The sequence below is a fragment of the Zobellella sp. An-6 genome (genome assembly GCF_052487945.1).
The window spans coordinates 2,378,312-2,392,484 of record NZ_CP199259.1 but is presented as its reverse complement, the minus strand read 5'-3'; the positions used below and the strand labels follow the sequence as shown (position 1 = coordinate 2,392,484).

Annotated in this window: 14 protein-coding genes; 8 read left to right on the top strand and 6 right to left on the bottom strand. The window is 57.1% G+C overall.

What is annotated here, in order from left to right:
* Window positions 1–19: 19 nt before the first annotated feature.
* The 6 genes from rpsA (at window position 20) to ACT7DK_RS11135 (ending at window position 4,696) form a co-directional block, all read left to right on the top strand.
* Window positions 20–1,693, top strand: a complete 1,674-nt coding sequence (gene rpsA, locus ACT7DK_RS11160; protein WP_445399139.1) for a 30S ribosomal protein S1 — start codon at window positions 20–22, stop codon at window positions 1,691–1,693.
* Between the two features lie 10 nt (window positions 1,694–1,703).
* Complete coding sequence (gene ihfB, locus ACT7DK_RS11155) at window positions 1,704–2,042, top strand: integration host factor subunit beta (protein WP_445402330.1); 339 nt, start codon at window positions 1,704–1,706, stop codon at window positions 2,040–2,042.
* A gap of 108 nt (window positions 2,043–2,150) precedes the next feature.
* On the top strand, window positions 2,151–2,438 hold the full coding sequence (locus ACT7DK_RS11150; protein WP_445399137.1) for a LapA family protein: 288 nt from the start codon (window positions 2,151–2,153) through the stop codon (window positions 2,436–2,438).
* 8 nt (window positions 2,439–2,446) lie between these two features.
* Window positions 2,447–3,616 carry a lipopolysaccharide assembly protein LapB gene (gene lapB, locus ACT7DK_RS11145; RefSeq protein WP_445399135.1) on the top strand — a complete coding sequence of 390 codons (1,170 nt, stop codon included), beginning with the start codon at window positions 2,447–2,449 and terminating at the stop codon, window positions 3,614–3,616.
* Window positions 3,617–3,715: 99 nt separating this feature from the next.
* A complete protein-coding gene (gene pyrF, locus ACT7DK_RS11140) occupies window positions 3,716–4,435 on the top strand; it encodes an orotidine-5'-phosphate decarboxylase (protein ID WP_445399133.1) in 720 nt (239 codons plus the stop codon).
* Between the two features lie 42 nt (window positions 4,436–4,477).
* Window positions 4,478–4,696 (top strand): DUF3820 family protein, encoded by a 219-nt coding sequence (locus ACT7DK_RS11135; RefSeq protein ID WP_445399131.1) that lies wholly within the window; start codon window positions 4,478–4,480, stop codon window positions 4,694–4,696.
* Between the two features lie 271 nt (window positions 4,697–4,967).
* Here ACT7DK_RS11135 and ACT7DK_RS11130 read toward each other — a convergent pair whose 3' ends face one another.
* Entirely contained in the window at window positions 4,968–5,375 is a 408-nt protein-coding gene (locus tag ACT7DK_RS11130; RefSeq protein ID WP_445399129.1) for an H-NS family histone-like protein, read from the bottom strand.
* Between the two features lie 596 nt (window positions 5,376–5,971).
* On the opposite strand from ACT7DK_RS11130, the gene ACT7DK_RS11125 reads away from it, so the two are divergent.
* On the top strand, window positions 5,972–7,525 hold the full coding sequence (locus tag ACT7DK_RS11125) for a Na+/H+ antiporter NhaC family protein (RefSeq protein WP_445399127.1): 1,554 nt from the start codon (window positions 5,972–5,974) through the stop codon (window positions 7,523–7,525).
* Between the two features lie 6 nt (window positions 7,526–7,531).
* Window positions 7,532–8,113, top strand: a complete 582-nt coding sequence (locus ACT7DK_RS11120) for a thymidine kinase (protein ID WP_445399125.1) — start codon at window positions 7,532–7,534, stop codon at window positions 8,111–8,113.
* Window positions 8,114–8,123: 10 nt separating this feature from the next.
* Here ACT7DK_RS11120 and ACT7DK_RS11115 read toward each other — a convergent pair whose 3' ends face one another.
* The 5 genes from ACT7DK_RS11115 to ACT7DK_RS11095 all read right to left on the bottom strand — a co-directional run bounded on the left by ACT7DK_RS11115 (window position 8,124) and on the right by ACT7DK_RS11095 (window position 13,987).
* A complete protein-coding gene (locus ACT7DK_RS11115) occupies window positions 8,124–9,350 on the bottom strand; it encodes an EAL and HDOD domain-containing protein (RefSeq protein WP_445399123.1) in 1,227 nt (408 codons plus the stop codon).
* A 117-nt stretch (window positions 9,351–9,467) separates the two neighbouring features.
* Window positions 9,468–10,793: an outer membrane protein transport protein gene (locus tag ACT7DK_RS11110; protein ID WP_445399121.1), complete on the bottom strand. Its 1,326-nt coding sequence runs from the start codon at window positions 10,791–10,793 to the stop codon at window positions 9,468–9,470.
* 170 nt (window positions 10,794–10,963) lie between these two features.
* Window positions 10,964–12,427 carry a sodium/proline symporter PutP gene (putP, locus tag ACT7DK_RS11105; RefSeq protein ID WP_445399119.1) on the bottom strand — a complete coding sequence of 488 codons (1,464 nt, stop codon included), beginning with the start codon at window positions 12,425–12,427 and terminating at the stop codon, window positions 10,964–10,966.
* A 266-nt stretch (window positions 12,428–12,693) separates the two neighbouring features.
* Window positions 12,694–13,422 carry a DUF3379 domain-containing protein gene (locus ACT7DK_RS11100; RefSeq protein ID WP_445399118.1) on the bottom strand — a complete coding sequence of 243 codons (729 nt, stop codon included), beginning with the start codon at window positions 13,420–13,422 and terminating at the stop codon, window positions 12,694–12,696.
* Complete coding sequence (locus ACT7DK_RS11095; RefSeq protein ID WP_445399116.1) at window positions 13,415–13,987, bottom strand: sigma-70 family RNA polymerase sigma factor; 573 nt, start codon at window positions 13,985–13,987, stop codon at window positions 13,415–13,417. Before ACT7DK_RS11095 ends, ACT7DK_RS11100 begins: the two co-directional genes overlap by 8 nt.
* Window positions 13,988–14,173: the final 186 nt, after the last annotated feature.

Sequence of the window (14,173 nt, the reverse complement as noted above, 5' to 3'; positions counted from 1 at the left end):
AACAGTGTATTCATTAAACATGACTGAATCTTTTGCTCAACTCTTTGAAGAGTCTCTGAAAGAACTCGAAACCCGTCCCGGTTCCATCGTCAAGGGCACCGTTGTTGCCATCGAGAACGGCATCGTTCTGGTTGACGCCGGTCTGAAATCCGAATCCGCCATCCCCGCCGAGCAATTCAAAAACGCCCAGGGCGAGCTGGAGATCAGCGTTGGCGACAGCGTCGATGTTGCGCTGGATGCGGTAGAAGACGGTTTCGGCGAGACTCTGCTTTCCCGTGAAAAAGCCAAGCGTCATGAAGCCTGGCTGCAACTGGAAAAAGCCTACGAAGATCAGGAAACCGTTGTGGGTATCATCAACGGCAAGGTCAAAGGCGGCTTCACCGTAGAAGTGAACAGCATCCGTGCCTTCCTGCCCGGTTCTCTGGTTGACGTGCGTCCGGTACGTGACACCCTGCACCTGGAAGGCAAAGAGCTTGAGTTCAAAGTCATCAAGCTGGACCAGAAGCGCAACAACGTGGTGGTTTCCCGCCGTGCCGTGATCGAAACCGAAAACAGCGTTGAGCGCGAGCAACTGCTCGAAAACCTGCAGGAAGGCCAGGAAGTCAAGGGTATCGTCAAGAACCTGACCGACTACGGTGCCTTCGTCGATCTGGGTGGCGTAGACGGCCTGCTGCACATCACCGACATGGCCTGGAAGCGCGTCAAGCATCCTTCCGAGATCGTGAACGTGGGCGACGAAATCAACGTCAAGGTGCTGAAGTTCGACCGTGAGCGCACCCGTGTGTCTCTGGGCCTGAAGCAGCTGGGCGAAGATCCCTGGGTCGATATCGCCAACCGTTATCCGGAAGGCACCCGCCTGTCCGGCCGCGTGACCAACCTGACCGACTACGGCTGCTTCGTTGAAATCGAAGAAGGCGTTGAAGGTCTGGTGCACGTGTCCGAAATGGACTGGACCAACAAGAACATCCACCCGTCCAAAGTGGTTTCCGTTGGCGACAACGTAGACGTGATGGTGCTGGACATCGACGAAGAACGTCGTCGTATCTCCCTGGGTCTGAAACAGTGCAAGTCCAACCCCTGGCAGCTGTTCGCGGAAACCCACAACAAGGGTGACCGTGTTTCCGGCAAGATCAAGTCCATCACCGACTTCGGTATCTTCATCGGTCTGGACGGTGGCATCGATGGTCTGGTTCACCTGTCCGACATCTCCTGGAACGCCAACGGCGAAGAAGCCGTTCGTGAGTTCAAGAAGGGCGACGAAATCGACGCCGTGGTGCTGCAGGTCGATCCGGAGCGTGAGCGTATCAGCCTGGGCGTGAAGCAAATCGACGAAGATCCTTTCAATAAGTACCTGTCCGACAACAAGAAAGGTGCTATCGTTAAGGGTACCATCACCGCCGTTGACGCCAAGGGTGCCGTGGTTGAGCTGGAAGAAGGCGTGGAAGGTTACATCCGCGTTGCCGACATCTCCCGCGATCGCATCGAAGACGCCTCCTCCGTCCTGAGCGTGGGTGAAGTCGTCGAAGCGCGTTTCATGGGCGTTGATCGCAAGAACCGTACCGTCAGCCTGTCTATCCGTGCGAAAGACGAAGCTGAAGAAAAAGCCGTTATGGACAACCTGAACCAGCAACAGCAAGAAGAAGTTGGTTTGAGTGCCATGGCCGAAGCTTTCAAGGCTGCGAAAGGCGAATAAGCCTGTCCGAATTCAAAAGGGGGCCTTCGCGCCCCCTTTTTATTTGGTGTTCAGGAGAATACACATCATGACCAAATCCGATCTGATTGAGCGTTTGACCGAGCAATACGGTCATCTTTCCGCCAAGGAAGTGGAGAACGCCATTAAGGAAATCCTCGAGCAGATGGCCTCCACCCTGCAAACCGGTGATCGTATCGAGATCCGCGGTTTTGGCAGCTTCTCATTGCACTATCGTGCTCCCCGCCAGGGTCGCAATCCCAAAACCGGTGAAAAAGTGGAATTGACCGGTAAATATGTTCCCCACTTCAAACCGGGTAAAGAGCTGCGGGAGCGGGTCAACCCCTCCTGAGCAAGCCCTGATCCGTTCGATATCACTTTTCATGTTCACCCGGCTGGCGGGTACGGCGCTTTTCCGGGATAATGCCAACACTCAAAATCAGGAAGTTGAGAGGATAAGGTGAAAATCATTTTTGGTTTGGTGATCCTGGCAATCTTGTTTGCGGCGGGATTGACCCTGGGAGCGCAAAACGACCAGCTGGTACAGGTGAACTACCTGCTGGCCCAAGGTGAATACCGTCTTTCCACATTGCTGGCTGTGGTTTTTGTGGCCGGTTTTCTTATCGGTTGGCTGGTATTCGGTCTGGTGATGCTGCGCCTCAAGATGAACAACAGCGGGCTGCGTAAAAAGGTTGAGCGTCAACATAAGGAATTGGAAGAGCTCAGGGCCTTGCCCATTAAGGATTGACGAGCCCCATGCTGGAATTGCTGTTTCTGCTGCTGCCTGTGGCCGCCGCCTATGGCTGGTATATGGGACGCAGGGGGGTTCGGCAGGACGCCCAGCAACAGTCCAATCGTTTCTCCCGGCAATATGTTGCCGGGTTGAATTTCCTGCTTTCCGACGAGCCTGACAAGGCGGTCGATCTCTTTATTCAGCTGTTGCAGGTCGACAGCGAGACCATAGAAACCCATCTGGCACTGGGTAACCTGTTCCGCTCCCGGGGTGAAGTCGACCGCGCCATTCGCATTCACCAGAACCTGATCGCCCGTCCCAACCTGCTGTTGGAGCAGCGGCATCTGGCGATGCTCGAATTGGCCCGGGACTTTCTGGCCGCGGGTCTGCTGGACAGGGCCGAGCATATCCTGGTCGAGTTGAAAGAGGATCCGGATTACGAAGAAGAAGCCTTGGGTCAATTGATGCAGATCTATCAGCAACTGCGGGAATGGGAAAAAGCCATTGCCGTGGCCGAACGGCTGAAAAAGCGACAGGGCATCAAGGCCATGACCCCCATGGGGCATTTCTATTGCGAGCTGGCCGAGCAGAAATGGCGGCAGCAGGATGCTAAGGCGGCGATGCAGCTCTTCAGGAGGGCCCTGAAAGTGGATGTCGGCTGTGTCAGGGCCAATATCCGCCTGGCCGCTATCCATATGGCCCAACATCAATGGGAACCAGCTCGCCAGTGCCTGCTGCGCGTGACCGAGCAGGATGCGGACTTTATCTGCGAGGTGTTGCCGGCGTTGCAGCGTTGTTACCAGGAGCTGGGTAAAGACGCCGACTTCGTCCATCAGCTCGAACACTGGGTGGCCAGCGACAGCGGCGCCAGTGTGGTGTTGATGCTGGCCGACAAGATCGGTGAGTCCGAAGGCCCCCTCAGTGCCGAGCAGCTGGTGCTGCGGCAATTGCAGCGACATCCGACCATGAAGGGCTTCCATCGGCTGATGTCCTATCATGCAGCCAATGCCGAGCAGGGGAGGGCGCGTGAAAGCCTGGAAATGCTCAAGTCGCTGGTGGCAGAGCAGCTCAAGGCCAAACCCAGCCATCGTTGTGGTCAGTGCGGCTTCTCTTCCCAATCTTTATTCTGGCAGTGTCCCTCCTGCAAGCAATGGGGCAGCATCAAACCGGTGCGTGGTCTCGATGGTGAATAAAGGGTGAGGCGTGAGGCGTGAGGCGTGAGGCGTAACGAGAGAAGGACGCCTTACTGCTCACCCCCCACTCCTTACGACCCCTGATAAAAAAGGTAACCCATGCAAGATTCAAACATTCATGATCCCAAGATCCTCATCGCGCTCGACTTCGCCGATGAACAGCAGGCCCGGGCCTTGGTCGCCAAGCTGGATCCCGCCAACTGCCGGCTGAAGGTCGGTAAGGAAATGTTCACCCTGTTCGGTCCGGAATTTGTCCGCTCTCTGGTGAGTGCCGGATTTGATGTCTTTCTCGATCTGAAGTTTCATGATATTCCCAACACCGTGGCCAAGGCGGTGGCGGCGGCGGCGGAGCTCGGGGTATGGATGGTCAACGTCCATGCCAGCGGGGGCACTCGCATGATGCAGGCGGCGAAGGCGGCCCTGCAGCCTTATGGGGACAAGGCGCCCCTGCTTATTGCCGTCACCGTGCTGACCAGCATGACCGGGGAAGAATTGCACCAGGTGGGGATCATGCGCTCTCCTGCCGAGCAGGTGCTGGCCCTGGCCCGCCTTGCCCGGGATTCGGGCCTGGACGGCGTGGTCTGTTCGGCCCAGGAGGCCAGCCTGCTAAAAGCGGAGCTGGGGCCGGACTTCAAACTGGTGACCCCCGGCATTCGTCCGGCGGGAAGCGATGCCGGTGATCAGCGCAGGATCATGACGCCGGAGCAGGCTCTGGCCGCCGGCAGCGATTACCTGGTGATTGGTCGTCCCATCACCCAGGCCGTCGACCCGGCCGGGGTACTGGCCGACATTAATCGCAGTCTGATTGCCCTCGGTTAACCTGATCGCCAGGTTTTCGGCATTTGGCCGTAACAGGGAGCCATGATGGCAAGCGCTGCCGAGTTGGAGCTGATCATCAACAGACCCATGCCATTCGGCAAATACAAAGGGAAGCCGTTGCTGCGGCTGCCCATGGCCTATTTGTGCTGGATGGAGCGGCAAGGCTGGCCCGAAGGCCGGCTTGGTGCCGAGCTGGCGCTGATTTACGAACTCAAGCTGGACGGGGTTGACGAGGGACTCTATCGCCTATTGGTTAAATAACTGATCATAATAGTGCTACATCGACCGGGTCCCGCACGCAGACACGCCGTGAACCCGCCCTGGGGCTCCGCCGCGCCATCCCTGGCTCGGAGGGTCTGTTCAGCGAAACCCAGTCGCTGCCGGTAGTGATCTACCATTCGGAACACTTACTTAAATAATTGATCCTTCATCGGGCACTATTCGGGCTGGCGGTAAAGCAAGTGCGGAAAGGGAGCAGATAAGGTTCGGACATAAAAACAGGGCCCACGGCCCTGTTTTAGTTTGCATCGGATTACTTGATGAGAAAATCTTCCAGTTGCTTCTCGCCGCTGTCCAGGGCTTTCTGGATAGGGGCGGGCTTACGGCCCTGACCGGTCCAGGTCTTGTATTCGCCCCTTTCGTCCTGGTATTGATATTTGGCGGGGCGCTTGCTGCGGGTGCTGGCCGCTTTCTTGCTGGGCTCGGCCAACTCGATCAGCTCGTTAATATCGATGCCATCGGCTTCCAGCTTGTCGACGAACTCTTTCAGTTTACGCTCACGTTCTTCTGCGGCGGCTTGTTCGGCAGCCTTGGTTTCGCGCAATTCTTCGACAACTGAGGTTAATTTCGCCAAGCCCTCTTCCAGTTGTTCCAGCGTCAGTTCGCGAGTGGCAGCACGCAGGCTGCGAATGTTGAGCAGTGTTTTCAGAAATTCAGTCATTGGGTTCACCTGTGGTGTTCTATTGGTTTTTTAATAAATTAAATTTACAACTTCATTTTAAATGAAGCAAGTTAATTAATGTAAAGGTAAATTCCGCTCGTCATATATGGTGATAAGTCGTCATATACTGACGGATATAGCATTGCATTTTGCAAAATCATTTGCTTATTAAAAAAATTAATAAGGAGTGCATTAATATCTGACAGCATTGGTGTGAATGGGAAAAGGAGAGGACGGATGCCAATGACTAACAAAAACATGTGAACCGGACAGCATTTTTTCAGGCAACGGCAGGGCGCGGATATGCTAAAGGCCACGGCGGAAGGCTTAAATTGGCTAAATGTTGGTTAAATATGTTGATTTTTTACTTTTTGTCAGTAAAATCCACCGGCTTAACTGCATTTTGGCGCGTATCTTATCAGTAAACCAGGGCGGGATGATGGCATTTATCCGGTGGCCTGGTTGGGATCAGTGCCGAAAGGACCGATACTGTCATGACTTTCTCATGATGCGCTACTGCTGGGAAAGAGAGGCCGACATGGCATCGATATCCTGCTCCTGGTAGTCATGTTAACAACTCATATTCAGGTGTCGTCGTGGAATCACACCCCTTTGTTCAGACCTTCTGGTCTCTGCTACCACCGTTATCGGCAATTTTCCTGGCTATCGCCACCCGCCGGGTTCTGCTTTCCTTAGGCGCCGGCATTATTCTGGGCACCCTGTTGCTGCAGCAATTCAATCCTGTTGCCGGGGTGATGCATTTGAGTGCTAGTGTAGCCGCGTTATTCTGGTCAGCGGGTTCTCTGAACGAGTGGAATGTCAATATATTACTGTTTTTATTGCTGCTGGGTTGCATGATCAGCATGCTGAGCCGCACCGGCGCCACACTCGCCTTTGCCGAATGGGTCCAAACCCGGATCAAAACCCGCCGTCAGGCCAAGGTGATGACCGGGATGCTGGTGTTTATCTTTTTTATCGATGATTATTTCCACAGCCTTTCAGTGGGGACTATTTGCCGGCCCGTCACCGATCGTTTTCGTATCTCCCGGGCCAAGCTTGCCTATTTGCTGGACTCCACCGCGGCGCCCATCTGTGTGCTGATGCCTGTTTCTTCCTGGGGGGCTTATATTATCGCCCTGGTGGGCGGCATACTGGCGAGTTACGGCCTTACCGGGCAAAGTGCCTTGGGCGCTTTCCTGATGATGGGCTCCATGAATTTTTACGCGCTGTTTACCCTGTTGATGGTGTTGCTGGTCATCCGCGGTGGCTGGGATCTGGGGGGGATGGCGCATCATGAGCAACAGGCGCTGGAAGGTCACCTGTTTGATAAGGCCAAGGGCACACCGCCTGGAGTGGCCGATAGCGCCAGCACGGCGGGGCATGTCAGCGATTTGCTGGCGGCGATTGGTACTCTCACCCTGGTAACCGTGCTGTCACTTATCGGCACCGGCGCTGCGGCACTGGCGGCCGACAAAGCCCCTTTTACGATGCTGGCTGCGCTTGAGAACACCAACGTGGGGCGCTCCCTGGTACTGGGCGGCGTCGCCGGCGTGCTGGTATGCGCCCTTGCCATGTTCAGGCACAAGGCTTCTCCTGCGGCCTGGGGGCATGCCCTCAAGGTGGGAATAAAGGGCATGCTGCCGGCGATTTACATTCTGCTGTTCGCCTGGACCATCGCCGGCCTGATTGGCGAGTTGGAGACGGGCAAGTACCTCGCTTCCCTGGTACAGCAACGCATCCCCCTGTTCGTGTTGCCCGCCATCCTGTTTCTGCTGGCCGGGGTAATGGCCTTTGCGACCGGTACCAGTTGGGGAACTTTCGGCGTCATGTTGCCCATTGCGGCCGACATGACCATGGCCATCGATAGCCAACTGCTGATACCGGGCATGTCGGCGGTGATGGCGGGGGCCGTATTCGGGGATCACTGTTCACCGATTTCGGATACCACTATCCTGTCTTCCACCGGGGCGTCCTGCCATCATATCGATCATGTTATCACCCAACTGCCCTATGCCCTGTCCATTGCCGTGGTCAGCCTGATAGGGTACCTGGCACTGGGTTACAGTGCCTCTCTGGCCATGGGAATGATGGCCGCGATGACTGGCTTCATGCTGATACTGGCATTCTGGGCCTGGCAGCAACGGGTATAAGCGTCAATGGCCTCTCTGCACTATAAATACGCGGCCATGAATTCGGGCAAGTCCACCCAACTGATACAGGCCCATTTCAATTACCGGGAAAGGGGCCTCCGCCCCTATGCCATGACGCCGCGGCTGGATGATCGGGCCGGGGTGGGGGTGATCGAAGCCCGGGTCGGGTTGCGCCTGGAGGTGGATACCTTCAGCCGCCATTGTGATCTTTTTGAACTGTTCAAGGCGCGCATCGAGCGGCATCCCACCGATGTTTTCATTCTTGATGAAGCCCAGTTCCTGACACGAGCCCAGGTGTATCAGCTGGCCCGTATCGTGGATGAGCTTCACACCCCGGTGATGGCCTATGGCTTGAAAACCGATTTTCGAGGAGAACTGTTCGAGGGGTCCTATTATCTGCTGTGCCTGGCCGATAAGCTGGAGGAGCTGAAGAGCATTTGCTGGTGTGGCAGCAAGGCACATATGAACGCCAGGTTGGCCAGCGATGGCCAGGTGTTGCATGACGGTGAGCAGATCGAGATCGGGGGCAATGAGCGCTATGTGGCCCTGTGCCGCCAGCATTATATCCAAGGCAAGGCCAGGGGCTGAGCGCGGGGTTTCAGGTCAGGTGATGGTCATTGCCGAGCCGGTTACTCCATTGCACCGCCTGCTCATAACATTGGCTGCTGGTGGCTTCGCTCAGGCGGATAAAGGCGAGGCGTTGCTGCAGCTGGGGCCAGTTCGCCTGCTCGTGATCGTGCACCAAACCCATAAAAAAGCCGAGTTCGCCCTTGCTTTCCAGCAAGGCGTGACAGATGCCGTCCGATACCGACAATTGCGGTAATATCTCGGCCATGGGGCGTTCGAGCAGGACGTCCAGCAGGGAGAACAGCCCGCAGATAAAGGCGTCATCCTTGAGGGTGGGGTTCACTTTCTCGGCCAGCAGTTCGCACCACTTGGCCCTGATGATGGAAAGCCGATAAAGCTCGATGTTCTTGTTCTTGCTGATATAGGCGGTCATGACCAGGGCGGTAAAACGCTTGAGTTGCTGGTGTCCGAGATAGACGATGGCGCTGCGCAGGTTTTCGATATTCTGGTGCCGATATCCCATGTGCAGGTTATTCACGTAGCGCAGCAGATTGTAGGACAGCGACAAATCACGGCTGAACAGTTCGGTCAACTTGTTATAGTCGATATCATCTTCATTGACGGCGGACAACAATTCGAAGGCGGTCAGTTCGTCGGTGGTGAGGATGCGCCGGCGGATCACCTGGGGCTGCTGGAAATAATACCCCTGAAAAAATTCGAAGCCGACTTCGGCGGCGGCGGCGAATTCTTCTCGGGTTTCCACTTTCTCGGCAATAAAACGCAACTGCGGATAACGACGGCAGTCGTTGATAAAGCGGGCGCAGTCGGCCAGGGAGGTCTGGCGCAGGTCCAGCTTGATAAAGTCTATAAAAGGCAGGAAAGCATCCCACTCGCCGTTCGGCAGATGATCGTCCAGGGCCAGTTTAAAACCCAGCTGTTTAAGCCGTTTGACGCATTCCAACAGGGCCGTATCCGGTGTGGCATCTTCGAGGATCTCAATCACCAGCCGGTGCTGATGAAAGGCATCCGCCATGCCTTCCCGGAGCAGGGTATCGGGAAAGTTGACGAAGCAGAGGCTATCGCCAACCAGCTCCTCGATTTTTTGACTTAAAAACTGTTCCGCCATCAGGCGGCGGGTAGCCAGCTCGGCACCGATATTGGGGAAGCGGTTTTCAAGGCCGAGGCGGAACAATAGCTCGTACCCCAGGGGATTACCCTGTTTGTCGAGAATCGCTTGTCTGGCTACAAAACAGTTCATAGAGACCCGGCACGTCAAAAACAGGTTGTGGAATATACAGGATAATCCCCGGGCTGACAAAGGCGGGGCCAATAAAAAAGCGCCCGAGGGCGCTTTATCGTTCATGGCTCGCACCGCTTAGAACCTGTAGTTCATCTGCAGGCCAAACAGATAGGCATCGCCACCAGAGACGAAGGTAAATCCATCCTCGATCACGTCCACTTTTTTACCCTTGAGGAAGGCAAAGGCGGTATCGAAACTCAGGTTCTGGTTATAGGCATAGGTGGCACCCAGGGTATACCAGGTCCGGTTGCTGTCCGGAATGGAGATAGAGCGGTACTGCTCCTGCACCGGTGATTTATCATAAGCAAGGCCGCCACGCAGGGTCCACTGATCGTTCAAGTAATGGGTGGCGCCGGCACTGATCCGCCAGCTGTTTTTGAATTGCTCGGGCTTCTCCAGGCAGACGCCATCGAGGCATTGGTCACTGGTGGCTTTCAGCTCATCGAAATGGCGCCATTCGGTCCACATCAGGCCATAATGCAGGGCCCAGTCGGGCGATACTTTATTGAAACCCGAAAACTCCGCGATGGCGGGCAACGTCAGTTCCAATTTTCCGGGAACGGTTTGGAAGCCGGAGTGGATGCCGCTGTACTGACCATCGAAGCTCAGGTCGACCTTGGAACGGTAGCTCAGGGCCCAGCGATTATTCTCATCGGCCTCGAACAGGAGGCCGGTGTTCCAGCCGTAGCCCCAATCATCCCCGGTCAGGCGGGCGACCTCGGTGCCGCGTCCCTCAAGACCCTGTTGAGCCAGGCCCTGGGCGGCAAGCTGGGAAGCCTGTTCCGGAGCCAGCCCGGGATTGGCCGCCAGGATCCCCTGCGTGGCTTGGCCAAGCCGTTGATCGTACATCGCACCGGCATGACGAATTAACTCGGCATCGGCGTAGACGGCGTTGAAGCCGAGGCCTAAGGAGAGCCTGTTGTTCACCTTAAAGGCGAGATTGGGATTGAGGTTCAGTGTTTTGAGCGAGGTCTTACCGGCGACCGGGCCGGCGTAATAGTCGTTGGGATAATTGGTCGCCAGGCCATAGTTGGTAAAGGCGCCAAAACCGGCCGCCCATTGTTCGTTGATGGGATGCACATAGTAGAAAAAAGGCACCACGGCATCATTGGCGATGTCTTCGGCCGTTTGCGCAAGCACGCTGTCCTTGCCCTCCACATCCACTTCCGGATTGATATAGACGGCGCCGGTGGAAAGCGCGGGGCGATCGAACCGGGTCATGGCGGCAGGGTTGCGTCCCAATACCGCGGCATTGTCGGCCACGGCGCCTTCACCGGAGTAGGCGCGGCCGAGGCCGGTGGTATTCTGCTCGGCCAGCTGGAAAGCGGCGGAATGGGCCTGCCCTGCTACCACAGCAATGGAAGCGGCGAGCATGGACAGTTTCAACGTCTTTTTGCTCATAGAAGACTCTCTTCTCGTTGTTATGTGAATCGGGCGCTACTGCTGTTTGCGCAACTGGCAGGAGGTATGAACTCTTACCAGTTGGGAGAATAAAAAAATGTAATTAAAAAGTAAAACACTTGTTTACAAAAAAAGGGCCATCAGGCCCTTTTTGTGAGAATAATCAAATGTTAAAGGTCCGACTCCATCCGCCTGAATCCCAGCACCACGGCTTTGGATGGCTGCTTGTCCATCCGGCTGATCAGCATGGCGGCCAGGCCGCAGACCAGGAAACCGGGCACGATTTCGTACAGGTCGAACAGGCCGCCGCTCAGCTGCTTCCAACCGATCACGGTCAGGGCCCCCAGTACGATGCCGGCCAGGGCACCGTTGCGGGTGAGCCGGGGCCAGAACACCGCGAGGATGATCACCGGGCCGAAAGCGGCACCGAAGCCGGCCCAGGCATAGCTGACCAGGCCCAGTACCGTGGTTTGCGGATCCAGGGCGATCAGCATGGCGCATACCGCCACCCCCAGCACCGCGCAACGCCCCACCCAGACCAGTTCGTTGTCTCCGGCCTGGGGACGCAGCCAGCGCTTGTAGAAGTCTTCGGTAATGGCGGAGGAGCACACCAGCAACTGGGAGTCGATGGTACTCATGATGGCGGACATGATGGCGGCGATAAGCAAGCCGGCCACCCAGGGGTTGAACACCGTGTTGGCCAGCACCAGGAAGACGGTCTCCGGGTTGTCCAAGGGGGCGTCGCTGAAGTAGACGGCCCCGGCCAGACCCACTCCCAGCGCACCGATCAGCGACAATATCATCCAGCTCATGGCGATACGGCGGGACAGGGGCACGGAGCGCGGCGAGTCGATGGCCATGAAGCGGGCCAGGATATGGGGCTGCCCGAAATAGCCCAGGCCCCAGGCCAGCAGGCTGAGCCCGCTCAGCAGCGAGAAATCGTGGAAGAGATCGAGCTTGCTGCTGTCCATGCCCTCGAGGCTGGCCAGGGTCTGGTTCATGCCACCGAGTTCGTTCATCACCACCCAGGGCAACACGATCAGCGCCAGCAGCATCAGTATGCCCTGAAAGAAGTCGGTCCAGGACACGGCCAGGAAACCGCCCATAAAGGTATAGGCGACGATCACGCCGCCGCCGACGAACAGCGCGGTGAGGTAGGGCAGGCCGAAAACTTTCTCGAACAGGATGGCGCCGCCCACCAGGCCGGAGGCAGTGTAGAAGATGAAGAACACCAGTATGGTCAGGGCCGAGATCACCCGGATCAGGCCGCTGTGGTCGGCCAGACGATTCTCCAGAAAATCGGGCAGGGTGAGGGAGTCGTTGGCCTGTTCGGTATAGACCCGCAGCCGCTTGGCCACGAACAGCCAGTTGAGCCAGGCGCCGATCACCAGGCCGATGCCGATCCAGGCCTGGTTGATACCATACAGGTACACCGCGCCGGGCAGGCCGAGCAGCAACCAGCCGCTCATGTCCGAGGCGCCGACGCTCAGGGCCGCCACGCCGGGGCCGAGGCGGCGGCCGCCGAGAATATAATCGCTCAGCGAGCTGGTGGCCTTATAGGCTACCAGGCCGATCAGCATGGTCAGCAACAGATAGCCGACGAAGGTTATCAGAATGGGGAGTTCTATGGTCATAGCGCATTCCTGTTGTTCCGAACAGCGTTTTCGCTTCCGTGTGGGCAAGGAGGCCGAATGTTACACCATTAAGCCATTGAACTCCCAGCGATTGGTGTTGCTTTTGAACGGTGTCGATGAGGACATCCGATGCCGGTGTCACCGTACGGGCCGCCTGCTGTGGCAGGCATAGTGGGAGCCCGGCGCCGAGCCTGAATACGTCGGTGCACCGGCGGGCCGCGCCTGCAGGAGAGCAAGACAAGCGGGCGGCCGGGGCGCCCGTAAGGTTATAGTGCTCTTTCCAGTGACGCTTGGACTTTCTCGGCCATGGAATGCACGTTCTCCAGCTTGTCGCTGACCACCACCAGGCGGTTGTAGGTCATGGGGATCACCTCGCCGTGCAGGTTGGCGTCGGAAAACTCGGCGACGATCTGCAAGGCGCGCTCCATGGGTACCAGGAAGACGTGCACGCGCTCATGCTCGCCCTGGATCACCAGGTGCGCCGCCGGACCACCGCCGAACATGCAGTGGTTGGCATAGTAGATCTTGCCGACGGCGGCGATGTCCTTCAGCCTGGCGCCGTAGGGACGCAGCTTGGCGTTCACCGTGGCCAGGGTCAGCTCTTCGTCGACATAGCGGGTAAAGGGCATTTCCATCTGCACATGCTGCATCGCCACCTTGGCCACCGAGGGGGGCTGGTTGCCGGACTCCGCCGACAGCTGCATGAAACGGGTGGAAAAGCCCAGGGCGAAGGCGATGGAAGCGGCCACGGCCAGGTGGCGCCAGCCCAGGCCATCCTTCTGGTCGGGCTGGCGCAGCAGGTGTGACAGCATCAGCTTGTCGGGCAGGGCCGGGGGGACGGGTTCGTTCAGTGCCCGTTCCAGCTTGCGGTTGAACTCTTTCAATTCTTCCATGAACTGCCGGTTGCCGGCGTTGGTGGTAGAAGCGGACACAAACTCCGGACTCTTGTCACAGGGATCGGCATAAGCCCGTCGGCGAAATTCCAGATCATCCATTGCTGCGGCCTCGTATGCTCTTGTCCTGCTCCAGGGCCTCTTTCAGCTGGTTGCGGGCGCGAAAGAGGCGGGTCATTACGGTGTTCTTGTTCAAGTCCAGTATCTCGGCGATTTCCTCGCCACTGAAGCCGCCGATGACCTGCAGCAACAGTGGTTCCCGGTATTCCACGGCCAGCTCGGCGATATGCCGGCGCAGCCATTCGTTCTCCATGTCCTGCTCCGGCCCCAGACTCTGCTTGTCGGCCACGGGCACCGTTTCCAGATCCACCAGATCGAACTGCTTGCGTTCGAACCGGCGCGCGTTCTCCCGCCGCAGTATGGTAATGAGCCAGGCCTTGGCCGCTTTTTCATCCTTCAGACTGTCGAGCGCCTTCCAGGCGCGCAGGAAGGTTTCCTGCACCAAGTCTTCCGCCACCTGCCGATCGTGGCATAGCCAGTAAGCATAGCGGAACAGATCGCCATGCAAGGCATACACCAGCGCCTCGTAACGCTTTTGTTTGATCTTCATGCTGTTAGAGACCGCATCCGGCTTTGTCTTCTTTCGCCTGAATATGGAAATCATCATTCACCGTGGGCTAGGGGTGGCTTCTATCAGTCTACTCACTCTTGAAGGGCTACGCGACAGGAGTATTTGTCTGGAACTGCTGTTATGCGACGGGCAGTCCCCAAGGAAAAATTTCAATCACCTGTTTAAAACTTGTAGGGGCATTGTTAATATGGCCGCGAGGTCAGACCTCTTGCCAACAAGGAG